Annotated in this window: 17 protein-coding genes; 9 read left to right on the top strand and 8 right to left on the bottom strand. The window is 40.6% G+C overall.

The features are described from left to right. Positions 1 to 84: 84 nt before the first annotated feature. Complete coding sequence (locus tag OSCI_RS18385; RefSeq protein ID WP_007356587.1) at positions 85 to 1,416, bottom strand: AAA-like domain-containing protein; 1,332 nt, start codon at positions 1,414 to 1,416, stop codon at positions 85 to 87. Between the two features lie 650 nt (positions 1,417 to 2,066). Between OSCI_RS18385 and OSCI_RS18375 the strand changes: the two genes are divergently transcribed. From OSCI_RS18375 to OSCI_RS18365, 3 genes are all read left to right on the top strand, one after another. After that, positions 2,067 to 2,327, top strand: a complete 261-nt coding sequence (locus OSCI_RS18375) for an NfeD family protein (RefSeq protein ID WP_007356585.1) — start codon at positions 2,067 to 2,069, stop codon at positions 2,325 to 2,327. A gap of 447 nt (positions 2,328 to 2,774) precedes the next feature. After that, entirely contained in the window at positions 2,775 to 4,619 is a 1,845-nt protein-coding gene (locus OSCI_RS18370; RefSeq protein WP_007356584.1) for a HAMP domain-containing sensor histidine kinase, read from the top strand. Between the two features lie 67 nt (positions 4,620 to 4,686). Further along, positions 4,687 to 5,325, top strand: a complete 639-nt coding sequence (locus OSCI_RS18365; protein WP_007356583.1) for a Uma2 family endonuclease — start codon at positions 4,687 to 4,689, stop codon at positions 5,323 to 5,325. Positions 5,326 to 5,343: 18 nt separating this feature from the next. Here OSCI_RS18365 and OSCI_RS18360 read toward each other — a convergent pair whose 3' ends face one another. Continuing rightward, a complete protein-coding gene (locus tag OSCI_RS18360) occupies positions 5,344 to 7,212 on the bottom strand; it encodes a serine/threonine-protein kinase (RefSeq protein WP_007356582.1) in 1,869 nt (622 codons plus the stop codon). A 77-nt stretch (positions 7,213 to 7,289) separates the two neighbouring features. Further along, positions 7,290 to 8,249, bottom strand: a complete 960-nt coding sequence (locus OSCI_RS18355) for an aldo/keto reductase (RefSeq protein ID WP_007356581.1) — start codon at positions 8,247 to 8,249, stop codon at positions 7,290 to 7,292. A gap of 160 nt (positions 8,250 to 8,409) precedes the next feature. Between OSCI_RS18355 and OSCI_RS18350 the strand changes: the two genes are divergently transcribed. Further along, positions 8,410 to 8,991: a DUF1802 family protein gene (locus OSCI_RS18350; RefSeq protein WP_007356580.1), complete on the top strand. Its 582-nt coding sequence runs from the start codon at positions 8,410 to 8,412 to the stop codon at positions 8,989 to 8,991. A 49-nt stretch (positions 8,992 to 9,040) separates the two neighbouring features. Here the strand turns inward: OSCI_RS18350 and OSCI_RS18345 are convergent, their stop codons facing one another. Then, a complete protein-coding gene (locus tag OSCI_RS18345) occupies positions 9,041 to 9,679 on the bottom strand; it encodes an ABC transporter permease (protein ID WP_007356579.1) in 639 nt (212 codons plus the stop codon). Positions 9,680 to 9,740: 61 nt separating this feature from the next. Beyond that, positions 9,741 to 10,496: an ATP-binding cassette domain-containing protein gene (locus OSCI_RS18340; RefSeq protein WP_007356578.1), complete on the bottom strand. Its 756-nt coding sequence runs from the start codon at positions 10,494 to 10,496 to the stop codon at positions 9,741 to 9,743. A 581-nt stretch (positions 10,497 to 11,077) separates the two neighbouring features. Here OSCI_RS18340 and OSCI_RS18335 point away from each other — a divergent pair. Continuing rightward, positions 11,078 to 12,118 (top strand): glycoside hydrolase family 104 protein, encoded by a 1,041-nt coding sequence (locus OSCI_RS18335; protein ID WP_007356577.1) that lies wholly within the window; start codon positions 11,078 to 11,080, stop codon positions 12,116 to 12,118. Positions 12,119 to 12,352: 234 nt separating this feature from the next. On the opposite strand, the gene rodA is transcribed toward OSCI_RS18335, so the two are convergent. Beyond that, positions 12,353 to 13,606 carry a rod shape-determining protein RodA gene (rodA, locus tag OSCI_RS18330; RefSeq protein WP_007356576.1) on the bottom strand — a complete coding sequence of 418 codons (1,254 nt, stop codon included), beginning with the start codon at positions 13,604 to 13,606 and terminating at the stop codon, positions 12,353 to 12,355. 135 nt (positions 13,607 to 13,741) lie between these two features. Between rodA and OSCI_RS30135 the strand changes: the two genes are divergently transcribed. The 4 genes from OSCI_RS30135 to OSCI_RS18315 all read left to right on the top strand — a co-directional run bounded on the left by OSCI_RS30135 (position 13,742) and on the right by OSCI_RS18315 (position 15,041). Beyond that, positions 13,742 to 13,885 (top strand): hypothetical protein, encoded by a 144-nt coding sequence (locus OSCI_RS30135; protein ID WP_168371097.1) that lies wholly within the window; start codon positions 13,742 to 13,744, stop codon positions 13,883 to 13,885. 253 nt (positions 13,886 to 14,138) lie between these two features. Further along, positions 14,139 to 14,426, top strand: a complete 288-nt coding sequence (locus tag OSCI_RS18325; protein ID WP_007356575.1) for a DUF433 domain-containing protein — start codon at positions 14,139 to 14,141, stop codon at positions 14,424 to 14,426. A 164-nt stretch (positions 14,427 to 14,590) separates the two neighbouring features. Next, positions 14,591 to 14,782 (top strand): type II toxin-antitoxin system HigB family toxin, encoded by a 192-nt coding sequence (locus OSCI_RS18320; RefSeq protein WP_007356574.1) that lies wholly within the window; start codon positions 14,591 to 14,593, stop codon positions 14,780 to 14,782. 13 nt (positions 14,783 to 14,795) lie between these two features. Further along, positions 14,796 to 15,041 carry a helix-turn-helix domain-containing protein gene (locus tag OSCI_RS18315; protein WP_019487334.1) on the top strand — a complete coding sequence of 82 codons (246 nt, stop codon included), beginning with the start codon at positions 14,796 to 14,798 and terminating at the stop codon, positions 15,039 to 15,041. A 108-nt stretch (positions 15,042 to 15,149) separates the two neighbouring features. Here OSCI_RS18315 and OSCI_RS18310 read toward each other — a convergent pair whose 3' ends face one another. Together OSCI_RS18310 and OSCI_RS18305 are read right to left on the bottom strand one after the other, a co-directional pair. Next, complete coding sequence (locus OSCI_RS18310; RefSeq protein WP_007356572.1) at positions 15,150 to 15,488, bottom strand: type II toxin-antitoxin system PemK/MazF family toxin; 339 nt, start codon at positions 15,486 to 15,488, stop codon at positions 15,150 to 15,152. Then, entirely contained in the window at positions 15,475 to 15,702 is a 228-nt protein-coding gene (locus OSCI_RS18305; RefSeq protein ID WP_007356571.1) for a ribbon-helix-helix domain-containing protein, read from the bottom strand. Before OSCI_RS18305 ends, OSCI_RS18310 begins: the two co-directional genes overlap by 14 nt. Between the last annotated feature and the right edge of the window lie 5 nt (positions 15,703 to 15,707).

The following is a 15,707-nucleotide window of genomic DNA, read 5'->3' as shown; positions in this document are numbered from 1 at the left end:
ATATGCCTCTTATTTCTTAGTCCGCGTAGGCGGACTTCGTTTGTGTAGAAGCGATTTCAATCGCCGAGTAAAATAGCTTTAGTATTACAAGCGATCGCAAAAATATCGACGATACAATTCACAACTTGACATCACCTCATCTCCCTTCAATTTCACTAGCCCCATACTCTCTAATTTATAGGCTTGCCTTGACTCTAACTGTACACTTTTGTCTGATTCTACAACTCTTTTCATCGCCGCTATCAATTCCGGCTGCTTTTGAAAATATCCTAAGTGTCGTCGCAAATGATCGCTATAAATTCCTGCTTGGGTAGCAGCTTCAGACAGCAACTTTTCTAAAGTTAGATCCTGACGTTGCAGGTGATAAAAAGCTAGTCTTACTAAAAAAGGATGTCCGCCAACTATCGCCATTAATTGTTTAATTTCCTCGCTTTTTAACTCAAGTTTGTGAATTTTTGCTAAATCCTCTACTTGCTTTTCTGTAAATTCTGGTAACTTAATAGGTAGCCCGACATTAAAAGGTGAACGATTGATATTTAATGGGATATAAACTTCTGTCGAGTGCGTTACTACTAATCGTAACCGCCGCCATATTTCCAGATTATTAGCTTCTTCGTGAAACTCTCGCAATAGTGGCAAAAAATCCCCGGCAATATCGGGATAATGAAAAACTCGATCGACTTCATCGAAAGCTACAACTAAGGGACTATCTATTTTTTGTAACAAATGAGCTTGGAAATATGTAGTGCAGCTAATTTTACTCCCAATTTCTTCATCCCAATAATCATCTAGCATTGGTTGTAGCCCTAATTGCCGACTAATATTGGCACAAAGCCACCGCAAAAGTTTATCTAAGTTAGTAAAAACAGTAGCTTCTGCTTGTTGTAAATTTAATCGCACAGTTCGATAGCTATATCTCTCAGCATGAGCTAAAATTCTTACCATTAAAGATGTTTTCCCCATTTGATTCGGGGCTTTAATCCGAATTAGGGAACCGGCTTTTAAAACCTCTTTATAGCAGTCATATTCGATGGGTTGACGCTCAACATAAAATCTTGAGTTTAGAGGTACTTGACCATCTGGATATTCTAGGGGTTCTTCTAATGGAAGTGGTGAGTTAGGTGCGTGCTTTCGCCGTTCTGATTCTCTCTTTAAGGCTTCTTGAAATTTCTTTTTTGTTACCTCTTCTGCTAACGCATTAGAAAGTTTTTCCCATAATTTACTACCCACATCAGCTCTGATGTAGTTTACAGAATAACCAAATTTTTCGGCGATTTGCTCGTAACTGTCACTATCCCAAGCACCCCGCAGCACTTTGACCTCGATATCACTAAGGTGGTTGCCAGTTTTTTCATATACGGCTGCATCGGCAACTTTTAGCGCTTCATCCCAGGTGAATTGTGATTCTGAATTCATCGTCTTTCCCAGTTTCACTACTTACATATCATATATCAATGGTTAATCTCAGACTAGAGCTTGAGAGCAATCCTGACTTTTCCCTACTTTTTTGGCAAGCCACCTAACTAAACCTGACTTTTTCCTGTTTATTTTAGGAATACTAGATGTTTCAAGTTGGAAATATTACCTATTATTTCAACTTTATCGCTTGATAATTACCTGAAAAAATATACAGTATCAAGAAAAAAGTTAGCGCTAACTGGCTTTTCTATTACTGAATTTATCGGGGAAACGAGCATGAAACTTGCTATTTCAATTGTATTGCTGTTGATGCTAATCGCGGCGATTAAATCTACCTTCAGGATGCCAGTATCTTTAACGAAAATTGATCGGGAACATAACAAATACGCTAGTTGTAAGGTATGTGATAGCCCAGACGGTAAAACTTGCTGTACGCAATAGACATTAGAAAGATGAACCCTACTCTTGAACAATATTTCTGATACTCAGCGTATAGGTTCTGACAATCCCGAACTTACAAAATTCTAATGTAGTGCGTTAAGAAATGTGTAGATGTAGCCAGCCGTAGGCATCGCACTCCTCAATCTGCATAAAAACAGCCCCTCACCCCAGATAGCTTTATAGAACTGCTCAGGAGTCATCCACTAATGTTTAACCTAGCCAACCTTTTCCGTATCAAAACCACTGGCACATCCTTCTCCTGCCAAAAGGTAGTTAACCACGATTTCAATGAAGAAGCGATTGTTGATGAACCGATTTATGCTCGCCGAACAGGTCGAGTCTATTTCCAAAGTAGCTGGTGGCCTGCTCGGTGCGACCAAGAAATTACCTTAGAAACAGGTGATATTGTTTACGTTATTGGTATTGATAATATTACTCTGTTGGTTACACCTGCTCCTTTTTTATAAGGGTGACATGACTTACGCAAAAATATCTCTAACGCGACCAAATGTCGCGCTAAAGTCACCGTTTTTCTGATAATATTCGGTGGGATTGGTGGGGATCTGTCAAAGACGGGCAATATCTGCCCTAGATATGGTTACAGCAAAAGAAATTTGAACTATACTAAATGAATAGTGATTAAAGGAGGGATGGTATCAGAAGCGAATACCTTGCTGTAAGAGTGGAGATAGGCTGACAGATACACAGTAATTCTAAGTGCGATTCGTTGAAGAGTGAATTACGGTGAAAGTCCGTAGATAACTCCTCCAGCCACAAAACTGAACTCTCGGTCTATCGGGGTGCAAGCGCCTTTTACCAGACTCAGGTATAATTCCCTATTTCTCTACACTAACCAAGCTCAATGTCCCTTCAAAAGCTAATTCTGAAGCTAAATAGATCGCAGCTTTGCTCCTATGAAGCCTGAAAATCCCAAAAAATCTTTCCCAAATGCTGTTCCTACTTTAATAGAGCCTCAGCCGACTTCGTGCCGTCATCTAGGCGTTTCAGGTAGTCTCTTAGAAAAGCTTGCACAGAGGTTTAGCAACCTCAGTATCCGCAGCAAGATTCGTGGCGGCTATACAGTTGCTATTGGCGTTGCTGTTGGAGGAATAATAACGGGGCTGACATTAAGCAATTATTATTATCATAAAGCGGCACAGGAAGTAGATATCGATTTGGAAAGTCGCCGCTTAGGAGATTTACAAACAGCTTTGCTGCGGACGCAAATTTACCAGCAGCGCCTTGTTTATTGGCTACAGCAGCCAGAATTGTTAGCTCAAAAATATAAGCAGCTAAAACAATATACTGACACCTTGAAAAATCTGTTATCTGAACTTCAATCTGAGGTAGATATAGCACAGGTAGAAGGAGTCAAGCCTTTTATGCAAACTTACGAGCAATCGCTAGAAGTTTATATCCAAAAACTAGAGATAATTCTCGAGCAAATTGCAGTTTTGAAAAAGAGCAAGGCTGGGGTAGCTAAAGCTGAGAAATTGCTATCGGATTTCACTAAGGATAAAATCGGATTTGAGCTAGATAATCTGGCCGATGATTTAGCAGCACTTATTGAGGTTGCTGACAAACAAGAAGATGTAGTACAGGCGGCTTCAGTTGAGGCAGAAATGCTGCGATCGCAGATACTTACTTACAGTATGATACTATCAGTTCTGATGGCAGTGCTGTTAGCTAACTACACTAGCTACGCGATCGCACGTCCCCTGAAAGCAGTAACTAAAATTGCTCAAAGGGTAACTGAAGAGTCTAATTTCGACTTGCAAGCACCTGTTACGTCAGAAGATGAATTGGGAGTTTTGACAATTTCGCTTAATCAATTAATTCTTAAGGTAAAACATCTTTTAGCAGAATTACAAGCTGAAAAAGAATCCCAATTGCTTCAGAGCGAAAAAATGGCGAGTTTGGGGCGAATGTTGGCGGGTGTGGCTCACGAAGTTAATAATCCTATTAACTTTATCTATGGTAATATAGATCCGGCTAAAGATTATATTGATGACCTTTTCTCACTGCTAGCAACCTACGAAGCAGAAATTCCTAAACCATCTCAAGCACTCACAGAGCAGGCTGAAAGAATTGATATCGATTTTTTGAAAGAAGATTTGCCCAAAATCTTACAGTCGATGAAAGTAGGTACAGAACGAGCAACGGCTATTATCTTAAGTCTCAAGGACTTTTCTCGCCTAGATCAGGCGATGCCTCACCCTGTTGATATTCATGCTTGTATTGAAAGTACACTGCTCATTCTTAACAACCGGGTTAAAAAAGGGATTAAAGTTATTCGGAATTATGGCGATATTCCTAATATTGAAGGGTACATGGGTTTACTTTATCAGGTATTTATGAATCTCCTAAGTAACGCTCTTGATGCTTTAGAAGAAGCCGAAGAAAGAGGGGAATATAACTTAGGTGAAAATGTCAATAAAATCCAAAATTCACAAGAAAATCTCCAGAAAAATAGCTTTTTGCCTACAATTACTATCACTACAGAATCTATGGATCTAGATTTTGTACTGGTGAAGATTGCGGATAATGGTACAGGTATTGCAGCAGTTACTCAAGAGAAAATGTTTCAAACTTTTTTCACGACCAAACCTAGAGGCGTGGGAACTGGGTTGGGTTTGGCAATTAGTCGCAATATTATAGTAGATAAACATGGGGGTACAATTAATTTTTGGTCGGAAGTGGGAACAGGGACAGAGTTTATAATTGCTTTACCTGTTAAACCTGATACCAATTTAATATGAAGCTGTATAGAATAAAGTTTCAAAAATGAAATTGAAGGCATATAATCAGTTAGGAGGTATAAATTTTATGTTTGCAGTTGTCACACCAGAAAAAATACACTTGCCCCCCGGAACAGTTATAAAATTGCCGGGAAACTGGCAATTTTACCAAACACTCGTACAACAATTGGGAGATCGTCAAATTCCACGCATTAAATATCGACCAGGAGAAATTTTATTAATGTCCCCTTTACCCATACATGGAAAACAAGCAAATATTATTGCTGATGTCGTCAAGGTTTTACTAGATTACTTAGGGGTAGATTATGAAGCATTTACCCCAATTACGATAGATTTGCCGGAGGTAAGAGGGATTGAACCAGACTATTGTTTTTATATTGATAATTGCGCGGCAATAGTTGGCAAAGATAGAATTGGTTGGGGTGTTGAACCGCCGCCGGATTTGGTAATCGAAGTCGATGTAAGTAGCTATACCGATGTAGATGATTATTTGCCTTATCAAATCCCGGAAGTGTGGCTATTTAAAAAGAATAGGTTAATAATTTACTCCTTGCAAGATGACCGATACAGCGAAAGTTTAACCAGCCGTTATTTCCAAAATTTTAATGTATCAGAAATTGTGGCGGAATGCTGGCAAATGTTGCGCGATCGCAGTACAAGTGCTGTAATTCGAGAGTTACGGCAAAAATTAGAGAAAGACAATTAAATTACTTCTACCATCCTATCAATCGCACTGCCAAAGCTTAATCGTCTTATCACTACTCCCACTGGCTAGATATTCCCCATCAGGACTAAAAGCTACAGAATAAACTGAATTAGCATGGCCAGTTAAATTACAAACTTCTTGACCATCTTTTACCCGCCAAATCTTGATAACTTGATTACTACTACTCGCTAAAAATTCTCCATCGGGGTTAAAAGCAATAGAATCAATATACCAGGAATGCCCACCAATTGTCAAAACTTCTTGCCAATCTTTTACCCACCAAAGCTTAATAGTATTATCGTGGCTACCACTAGCAAAAAACTCGCCATTGGGACTAAAAGCCACGCAGCGCACGCAATCTTTATGAATGGTAATAGTGCTAATCAGCTTCCCGTCTTTTACTTGCCAAACTTTAATAGTTTTATCCCAACTGCTACTAGCAATAAGTTGTCCATCGGGACTAAAAGCCACAGAGTAAACTAAATTAGTATGACCCATTAAAGTGCGAATTTCTTGACCGTCTTTCACCCGCCAAATCTTGACACTTCTATCCCAACTACTACTTGCAATTAACTCTCCATCAAGGCTAAAAGCTACAGAGTAAACTGCATTAGTATGACCTAGAAATCTGCGAATTTCTTGACCATTATTAACTTGCCAAAGTCTAATCGTTTTATCGTGGCTGCTACTAGCAATATTTTTTCCATCAGGACTAAAAGCCACACAGTAAACTGAGTTATTGTGTCCATGAAGAGTGCAGATTTCCTGCCCATCTTTTAATTGCCAAAGTTTGATTGTCTTGTCATCGCTACCACTAGCGATAATATCTTCATCAGGGCTAAAAGCCACAGAATAAACTAAGTTTTTATGACCGATGAGGGTGTTAGTGCATTTCCAATTCTGTATTTTAGGCTGAGATTCAGCAATCATTTTATCTTCTGTAATTTGTTTGTAAATTACTTGCGAATTAATAATGACTTGTGGAGTTTCTAACTTGAATGCGGCTTGAGGATTTAAGTCTTTTAATACTTCAGTGGCGGATTGATAACGGCGATTAGTAGCATTTTCAATCATTTTATCGAGAATTTGCCCTAGCTCGTCGTTGATTTCATTGTTTACTAAATATTGTCGCCAAATCCAGCTATTTTCACCAGGATCGAAAAGATCGAACGGAGAAACTTGAGTTAACAAATAAATACAAGTTACTCCTAAACTATATAAATCACTAGCAAAAACGGTCTTACCTCTTGCTTGTTCGGGGGCAATATATTCGGGGCTGCCAATACTTGTTCCTGTTTTCAATAAGGCTGTACCTGTGGCAAATTTAGCTGCACCAAAATCGACTAAAACTAATTCTCCATTTTGGCGACAAATAATATTTTCTGGCTTAATATCTCGATGAATAACATTATGGCTATGGATAAACTGAAGTAGAGGTACTAAACTATTTAGTAAGTCGCGAATCTGAGTCTCGTTGAATGTTCCTTGCATTTGTATAACTTGAGCTAAGTTATAGCCGTCGATAAATTCCTGTACTAAATACTGGCGATTGTTTTGAGTAGTATAGGCGAGGAGTTCTGGAATTTGAGAATGTTTTCCTAATTCATCAAGGCGTTTTGATTCTTGTTCAAATAGTTCTGATGCTTTCTGGGAATTATTTCCTCTAACGTGGTTTTCTATTGGTAAAAACTGTTTGATTACGCAGCGAGGTTTAGATGGCTTGTCTTCGTCAATTGCTAAGAATGTTCTGCCAAAACCACCTTGTCCAATTGGTTTTAGGGCGCGATATCGATCTTTTAACAGTAGTTTCGATCGACAAGTTTGGCAAAGTTTAACTTTGGTAGGATTTTGTGGCTTCTGGCAATCAGGATTTAAACAGTAACTCATGGAATTATTGATTATATTTTACGTTGTAACGCCGCCCTCTGGACGGTATTTAAACCGCTTAGAGGGCGGCGTTACGATTAAAATTCCCACATAACGGGGTTTTCATCTAAATAATCGGTGACAGTTAGACCAATTTTGTCAATTTCTTTGAGTTCTTCTACACTCAGTTTAATCTCAGCAGCTTTGGCATTTTCTACTGATTGTTCAACATGACGAGCCCCGACAATTGCATTAGTTTGGGGTTGAGCAATTAACCAAGCTAAAGACAAATTACCCAAGCTTACTTGATGTCTTTCAGCAATGGGACGCAGTTGATTTAATGCTAACTGTACCCGCGCATAATTTTCTGGCTTAAATAGCTTGCTTTTTGCTCGATGATCGCCTTCTTCAAATTTATGATCTGCCCCAAATTTACCTGTCAATATCCCCTGAGCTAGAGAAGAATAAGCAATTATGGTGATATTATTTTCCACACAGTAGGGCATTGTTTCTTTTTCAACCCATCGCCAGAATAGAGAATAAGGAGGCTGTAAACTATCAATACGTCCATATTTTGCAGCTTCTTCTATTTGAGCGCTGTCAAAATTAGAAACACCGATCGCTCTAATTTTACCTTGTTCTTTCAATTTGTTAAGTGCGCTCATGGTTTCTTCTATGGGAACTACTTCACTATTCCAGTTACCCGATGGCCAATGGATTTGATAAAGGTCGATATAATCAGTATTGAGGTTTTTGAGGGAGCGATCGCACGCTTCTATTACTTGGTCATATTTCAAATGGTTGGCAAAAACTTTAGTCGCATATACAGCGCGATCGCGTACATCAGACAAAGCTTGCGCTACAATTTGCTCAGAATGTCCTTCGCCGTAAACCTCAGCCGTGTCAATGGTAGTAATACCAGCCTCAAAAGCTGCTCGTATGGATTTAATTGTCTCGGAATCCTCAATTCCTACCCACATCCGCTTACCAGCTTGCCAAGTCCCCATAATAATCGGGGTGATGGCAATTCCAGATGTGCCTAGTTGTCGGGTTTCCATATTGACCTCCTGAGTTTGATTGCTACCCTTACCATTACATATTATGCAACAATTTTAAGATGAAAATATAATATTTTCCCCTTATTGGCGGTAATATCGCTATCAAATATTTTTAAGATGACCAGATTACGACTAACTTTAAAATTGTAGGAAAAATACTATGGAATCAACTGTTAGCGCTTTGAAAGAATGGAATGTTGCTATTAATGCCTTAGAAAAGGGCAAAACAATTATGCTGTTGAGGAAAGGCGGTATCCGCGAACAAGGGGGACATTTTAATCTGATTCACAAGCAGGTTTTGCTATATCCTACTTTTGAACATCAACAGCCGGATTTACTAAAACCTGAGTATGCAAGTCAGGTGAAAGTTGTAGCATCAGGTTGGCATCCTGAAACGGTTAGAATTGGTAGTTGGGCCAACATAACTGATGCTTTTTTACTCGCTTACGAACCTGCGATCGCGGCTTTATTTCCTTATCATATTTGGAATCAGAAATTTGTCAACGATCGGCTAAAATGGAAATCTAATCAGCCTATTTACATCTTATTACTGCGAACTTATCAGTTAGCGGAACCACAGGAAATTCTCTACCGCCAAGAATACGGAGGCTGTCGCTCGTGGATTGATTTAGCCGAACCAATTGCTATTGATAATTCTCTACCAATTTTAAGTGATAGAGATTACCTTCAAAAGGCTAATGAAATTCGTAATTCGATCGCAAGTTCGGAAAGTTTTTCATAGTCATAATAGTCATAAAAGGAGATTTTAATTAATTGAAATTCCTAAATATTTAGCTATTCGTGTGCGTTTTATTTAGATAGAGTTCGACCCAACCCAGAGCAAAATCGGCAGCTAATGCCATCATTGCTGCTGGAATTGCACCCGCAAAAAGTAACTGATTATTCCCTGTAGCCACACCCCGAAAAATAAATACTCCTAACCCTCCTGCGGCGATAGCAGCAGCAATAGTGGCTAAGCCAATTGCAAATACTGTCGCCACTCTAATCCCAGCTAAAATTACACTCATTGCTAAGGGAATTTCAACCTGAAATAGAAGTTGCCAATCTGTCATTCCCATCCCCCGCCCAGCTTCGCGAATAGCTGGATCTACACCTATAATCCCAGTATAAGTATTGCGGATAATCGGCATTAATGAATAGAGAGTTAGAGCAATAATTGCCGTTCTTGCTCCTATTCCGCCCACAACAGGAACAGGAATTAACAAGCCAAATAATGCTAAACTGGGGATAGTCTGCATTACATTGGCAAAACCTAAAATTGGCTGGCTAAATTCAGGTTTTCGCGTGACTAAGATACCGAGAGGAATACCAATTAAAACAGCGACAAAAATTGAAATTGACACTAAAATTAAGTGCTCAATTGTGTGCTGAATCATTTCCGATCCATAGCGATTTAGGAATTCATTCATTGGTAATTGGTAATTGGTAATTGGTAACTGGTAATTGGTGATTGGGAATTGACAATCACGATCAGGTGTTAGAAACTAATTGCAAACATTCAATAAAAGCGCGAGCTTCTGCGTTTTGGGAATTTAGAAATTCACCAGGTGAGTTTAACTCTACTAAACGCCCATCTTGCATCAAGCCAATTCTAGAAGCTAGAAAAAAAGCTTCTTGAATATCATGGGTGACAAAAATCACAGTTTTGCCTAATTGCTGTTGTAATTGCCGAAATTCCCGCTGCAATTCTAGGCGAGTAATGGGGTCTAGAGCACCAAAAGGTTCATCCATTAATAATATAGGAGGATCGGCGGCAAGAGCTCTGGCGACACCGACTCGCTGCCTTTGTCCGCCGGAGAGTTGATGGGGATAGCGTTTGGCAAATAGTTGAGAATCTAGCCCAACTAATTCTAACAGTTGATGGACGCGAGATCCAATGCGATCGCGTTCCCAACCTTCTAGTTTTGGCACTAAACCAATATTTTGCTCAACCGTGAAATGCGGAAATAAGCCAATTTCTTGAATTACATAACCTATTCGTCGCCGTAGTTGGATTGGGTTCCACTGTGTTGTCAGTTTTCCCAATACAATCACTTCCCCACTGGTTGGTGTCAGCAGATTGTTAATCAGTTTCATTGTAGTAGTTTTACCGCTGCCACTGCGTCCTAGTAATACTAAAATTTCTCCTTTTAGCACTTTAAAATTAAGTTTATCTACCAAACAGCGTCGGTTTAGGCGATAAGTAACATCTAGGCATTCGACAGCGCTCTCGTTATTTGATAACATGAAAAATTGCACAGGTTGTAGTAGAAGCCATAAATTTACTATAATTGATTTATTCAATTTAATTTGGCGACAGTAAGCTCGGCACTATCGGAAATTTCCCCAGTAGGCAAAGTAGTTTAAATATTCTTTACCTGGTCAGTTAACCCCTTGTTACTCGATCGGGACTTACGCAAGTCGAGGTCAGGAAGTGGGTTTCTTCATAGCTATCTAGCTGATAATCTTCAATTTTTCTAAGAAACCCGCGTCAAGGTCAGAAACCGGGTTTCTTCATAGCTATCTAGTTGATCGTCTTCAATTTTTCTAAGAAACCCGGTTTCTACGTAGATATCTAATCAGGACAAAAGCTTGACGGAGTGACCGCTTAGTATGAGGATTAACGATGAGGTATTTTCCCCCCTCTACCTTTCTCCCCCTATGTATCTATCCCCTCTCCAAGTCCCACTACGATCGCTCAACCAAAAACGATCCCCTACCGCCTAAATGCCTAAAGAATCCAAGTCAGACTCAAGTCAGTAAAATGCTTGCATCGTTTAGGGGTTCATCCATTGTTTAATTTTTAATTGCTTGTGAGGAGAGCTGTGATGTACGCACAACATCTAAAAAGCCAACGGTATCAGGTTTCTGACATAGAATTAATTCACCTGTGGGTGCAACGAAAAGCTCCCGCTCTTCAGCGCTCTTGCTGGCTGGCGGCTAACGAATTTCGACTGTTTGCAGGAAAACCTTTGGCACAAGTCACTCCGGGGGATATTAGAGCCTTCGCGATTTGCCTCAAACACCAGAAACTTGCATCCCAAAGCTGCAAGCAGAAGCTATCAGCAGTGAAGTCCCTCCTCACTTACGGCAGAAAAATGGGGATGTTGCCCACATTTCCCTGGCAAGCGAGTTCAACTCATAGCCAGAAGATGCGATCGCATTTGGTAAAATTTCTAGACTCACCTGTTGGCTTCGGATGTTCGTGGAGTTTGTGCGTTGGCTTATTTTTCACCTTGGGTTTGATGACGGTGCGACTCTTCGGTGAAGTTGCTCTTACAGCAAGTCCTCTTACCAAAAAAGAGGGAGAACAGCTAAGCTCAGTTCATCCCTCCGATCGCAAAGAAGAGGTTTTGAGCGTCAATTCATCAGGAAAAACAGTATCTCCCCTTTATCTAGCCCGCACTAAAGCTTTTCTCCACACGATAGCTGTAGCTGAAGGCACAGACAGTCCCAATGGCTACCGAACTCAGTATACAGGTGCTCAATTTTCTAGTTTTCGCGACCATCCCAGACAAGTCAAATGCAGCCGTAGGTACGGAAAAAAGCTGTGTTCAGACGCTGCGGGCCGATATCAATTTCTCAGCCCAACATGGGATCGCTTTGCCAAAAAACTTGGTATCAGGGATTTCACTCCCGCTAATCAAAACCGCGTGGCTTTAGAATTAATTCGCGAAAAAGGCGCTTTACAGGATGTCAAAGCGGGGAGATTTGAGATAGCCGCGAGCAAAGTTGCTCCTGTGTGGCCGTCTTTGCGGCGTTTCGGTAACGGCTCTCTAGAAAAGTCGATGCCTAAACTCAAACAAGTTTATCAAGAAAGGTTAGAGAACTCTCAACTAAACACGGGGCATAACTGGACAACCAGGTAAGTAGAAGGAAGAAGGAAGAAGGAAGATGGAAGATGGAAGATGGAAGATGGAAGATGGGGAGATTTTTACCCAATTATACCAAATCTGATTTTGATATTTCTTTATGCTTCGGCGATTGAAATCGCTACTACAAAAACGAAGTCCGCCTGCGCGGACTAAGAAATAACGGGGATATTTAACTCGGATTTGGTATTACCAGTTAACAATTAACAGTTAACAGTTAACAATTAGCAATTAAAACTTCAACCTCTGTCGATGATTAGCCACAGACTCCACCAGTCCCAGAGCAATAAAATTGCTCAGTAATGCCGCATTTCCATAACTGAGGAAAGGCAGCGGAATCCCGGTAACAGGAGCTAAACCGATGTTCATACCAATATTTACGAACACCTGAAAAACCAACATTGCTAGCATTCCAATCGCCAACAAAGAACCGAAGTTATCTTTAGCAGTTTGAGCGATAATCACCAAACGCAAGCAAATAAACCAAAAAAGTCCTAAGACCAAAATACAGCCAATAAAGCCGAGTTCTTCACCAATCGCTGAGAAAATGAAGTCTGTATGTTGTTCAGGGATAAAGTTAAGTTGAGTTTGAGTTCCCTGAAATAATCCCCGCCCGTGAACTCCCCCGGAACCAATAGCAATACGAGATTGGATGAGGTGATATCCGCTACCCAAAGGATCTTTCTCTGGGTCTAAAAATCCCGTCAGCCTAGTTTTTTGATAGTCTTTTAAGAGATTCCAATAGAAGTGTCCGACCTGACCAGAAATCACATTGATCGCTACAGCAGTAGGGGCTGTCAACCAAGACCAGGGTAATGTCCGCCAAGCGATCAAACCCATGCCTACTACCCAGAATAACCAAGTGGGTAAAAATACGTTGTTGAGGAGGGCGGAGATAATTGGAGATATTAGCAAGATTAGCCAGCCGGGATTAACATTACCCCAATAAAGCATTCCCATTGCGATCGCACCGAATACCAGCGAAGTTCCTAAATTAGGTTCCGACAACACCAACGCCCAAGGTACAGAAACTACTGCTAGCATCTTTAACATATCCCCAAGGGATGGGGAAGGTCGCGCTTGCAGAAGGGCTGCTAAGGTGATAATCACCCCTACTTTGGCAAATTCTGAGGGTTGAACGTGAAAGCCACCAATGTTAATCCACCTCTGCGCCCCCAAAGCTGTAATACCGATCGCGCGCACTGCGATTAGTGAAAAATTAATGAAGGCATAGATAATCCATTTCCACTGAATCAGCATCTCATAACGGCAGCGGGCGATTAAAATTGCCAGTACCAAACCTACGCCGCCAGTGGCCCAGTGCCGCCACCAGTCAATGCGCCCTTGGTTTAATTCGACGCTGTGAATCATTATCCCCCCAAACACGGTGAGACCGATACAGGCAGCGAATAGTGATAGGTCTACTTCCTGCCAAGGCTGCACTATGGATTTCCAGCGATTTCTGACCAGTAGTTTGTTCAACATGAAAATTTTAGATTTTAGATTTTAGATTTTAGATTATGGGGCGCTTTGCTTAAGTTGAAAGTTTTTGATGACCACCAACTATCCTCAATCTAGACGATTGTAGATTTTAGTTTAAATTATTCAGACTTGGGCGTGTTGCTTCCGGCTTACCTGTGCGATCGGATTTTTGGTTGGCGGGAGTTTCTACTTTGCGATCGTAACTTATCGCTAGGGGCTAGGGCGTGTTTTCAAACTACGATCGCCATAAAATGCAGGCGCTCGCGATCGGCGGCTGTATAATTTGCTACCAACGTGGGATGGTAAAACGGATACCTTGCCCCTGTGAGATATAGCAGGAGACAGGAGGCTCTTATGTAGGAGGAAAATGCGATCGGAGAAAAGATTTGGGCGAGCTAGAACGTTTTCTCCGCTTATAAAGCTAGTCGGAGGCTTTTGTTCATGCTCGAAATTTGTTTAAAGCGATCGCCCTCGATCTGTTTGTGCTAAAGTTAAAGAACTATAAACATTACCAATTAAAAGCATTTCACCTTTTATGTCTCAACAATCAGTCATCACAGAACATATTGAAATTACACCTGGGGTACTTGGTGGTAAGCCACGCATCGCTGGTCATCGAATTTCTGTAGCACAAATTGCTGAGATGTATCTGAAGATGGGAGAGTCTATAGAAGAAATTGCGAGGGACTATAATTTATCACCAGCCTCGGTTCATGCGGCGATGACTTACTATTACGATCATCGAGAAGAAATTGACCGCCGCACTTCTGAAGCAGATGCTTTGATCGAAGAGTTAAAACGTAAAAGTCCACCATCTCCTTAAATCATTGAAGCTTTGGTTTTGATTTATGAAGTGTATAGGCCTGAAGAAATGGTTGGGTGTGTTGAGTTTTTATGAGAAAGGGAAAGGGCGATCGCTATTTGCGCTTGACAAAATAAATTGGTTTAGCTAAGATAAAATTTGGTTAAAATTGCCAAATATAGCAGATGCACATAATCAGCTATCGGCGGATGCGTGAATATAGCGAAAGTCATGCTGATTGTCGGGAAGTCTTAGATAACTGGTTTAAAATTGCTACCAAAGCCAAATGGTCAAATTTAGTTGAGGTGCAATCTGTTTTTCCTAAAGCTGAAGCGGTAGGAAATTTTACAGTTTTTAACATCAAAGGTAATAATTGATGAGTTATATGAATTGTTGATTGTATTAATTGAAAGATTTGAGAAAGAATACTATGCACCTATAGTTACAGTTACACCTCATTCATTGTTACTATTTTTGATGGAACAGCGAGCGCTAAAACCTGCGGATTTGGTGGGAATTATTGGCGATGAAGCAGGAGTTTATGAATTGGTTAATGGCCAGCGAGATATCAGCAAAGAGCAGGCCTTGATTCTGGGTAGTTTTTTTTATGTGGAGCCGAGTTTGTTTACTAATTAATAGCTTTTTAACGGCAGATAAACGCTGATTGACACGGATGGAGGAGGTGCGATGCCTGCGGCTGGCTACGCCTACGCGCTTTTGGGGAAAGAGCGATCGCGAGGGAATTTAATCTAACTTTAAGTGGAGTTTGAGAGCCGCATCTACCAATTGCATGACTTCCTGACTCAAGTTTCCTAGTACATCCGCATCAATCCGTTGTTTAGAAATTGTCCGCACCTGCTGCGCTTGTACTTTGGAAGGTTTGGGTAAACCGCTATCCTCTGGATTGATTAAAACCTCAAAAGGGTAAACGCGAGTCACATTAGAGGTGATTGGCAGAATTGTAACTGTATCGGCGGCGCGGTTATTTGCATCGTTGCTTACCAATAGCACAGGACGGCGTTTATCCATCTCAGATCCAATCGCAGGGCTGAGATTTGCGTAGTAAATTTCACCACGTTTCATCTGTTAATCCATCGGCAATTGTTATATCCCAAGCGGAGTCAATTTCACTAGATGCTTGTCGATAAGCGGATTCTAGTTCCTGATTCTGCAATAACTCCAAAGCTACTTCAATTACTTGGGAGGGTGATTGGCATCCTTTAGTAATTTTGTAGGTTTCAATAAATTTTACTAGCGATGTTGGTAAGGAAATAGAGATTTTTTCAGCTTGCGTCATCTTAG

The sequence above is a fragment of the Kamptonema sp. PCC 6506 genome (assembly GCF_000180455.1).
Classification (GTDB): Bacteria; Cyanobacteriota; Cyanobacteriia; order Cyanobacteriales; family Microcoleaceae; genus Kamptonema; species Kamptonema formosum.
The sequence above is the reverse complement of the archived record's forward strand: the minus strand, read 5'-3'. Positions and strand labels throughout refer to the sequence as shown.

Excerpts from the sequence above, each read along its gene's own strand:
- OSCI_RS18375 (WP_007356585.1), top strand. The coding sequence starts at position 2,067 with ATGTTTAACCTAGCCAACCTTTTCCGTATCAAAACCACTGGCACATCC.
- OSCI_RS18385 (WP_007356587.1), bottom strand. The coding sequence starts at position 1,416 with ATGAATTCAGAATCACAATTCACCTGGGATGAAGCGCTAAAAGTTGCC.
- OSCI_RS18305 (WP_007356571.1), bottom strand. The coding sequence starts at position 15,702 with ATGACGCAAGCTGAAAAAATCTCTATTTCCTTACCAACATCGCTAGTA.
- rodA (WP_007356576.1), bottom strand. The coding sequence starts at position 13,606 with ATGTTGAACAAACTACTGGTCAGAAATCGCTGGAAATCCATAGTGCAG.
- OSCI_RS18360 (WP_007356582.1), bottom strand. The coding sequence starts at position 7,212 with ATGAGTTACTGTTTAAATCCTGATTGCCAGAAGCCACAAAATCCTACC.
- OSCI_RS18335 (WP_007356577.1), top strand. The coding sequence starts at position 11,078 with ATGTACGCACAACATCTAAAAAGCCAACGGTATCAGGTTTCTGACATA.
- OSCI_RS18340 (WP_007356578.1), bottom strand. The coding sequence starts at position 10,496 with ATGTTATCAAATAACGAGAGCGCTGTCGAATGCCTAGATGTTACTTAT.
- OSCI_RS18345 (WP_007356579.1), bottom strand. The coding sequence starts at position 9,679 with ATGAATGAATTCCTAAATCGCTATGGATCGGAAATGATTCAGCACACA.
- OSCI_RS18370 (WP_007356584.1), top strand. The coding sequence starts at position 2,775 with ATGAAGCCTGAAAATCCCAAAAAATCTTTCCCAAATGCTGTTCCTACT.
- OSCI_RS18365 (WP_007356583.1), top strand. The coding sequence starts at position 4,687 with ATGTTTGCAGTTGTCACACCAGAAAAAATACACTTGCCCCCCGGAACA.
- OSCI_RS18355 (WP_007356581.1), bottom strand. The coding sequence starts at position 8,249 with ATGGAAACCCGACAACTAGGCACATCTGGAATTGCCATCACCCCGATT.
- OSCI_RS18350 (WP_007356580.1), top strand. The coding sequence starts at position 8,410 with ATGGAATCAACTGTTAGCGCTTTGAAAGAATGGAATGTTGCTATTAAT.
- OSCI_RS18310 (WP_007356572.1), bottom strand. The coding sequence starts at position 15,488 with ATGAAACGTGGTGAAATTTACTACGCAAATCTCAGCCCTGCGATTGGA.
- OSCI_RS18320 (WP_007356574.1), top strand. The coding sequence starts at position 14,591 with ATGCACATAATCAGCTATCGGCGGATGCGTGAATATAGCGAAAGTCAT.
- OSCI_RS18325 (WP_007356575.1), top strand. The coding sequence starts at position 14,139 with ATGTCTCAACAATCAGTCATCACAGAACATATTGAAATTACACCTGGG.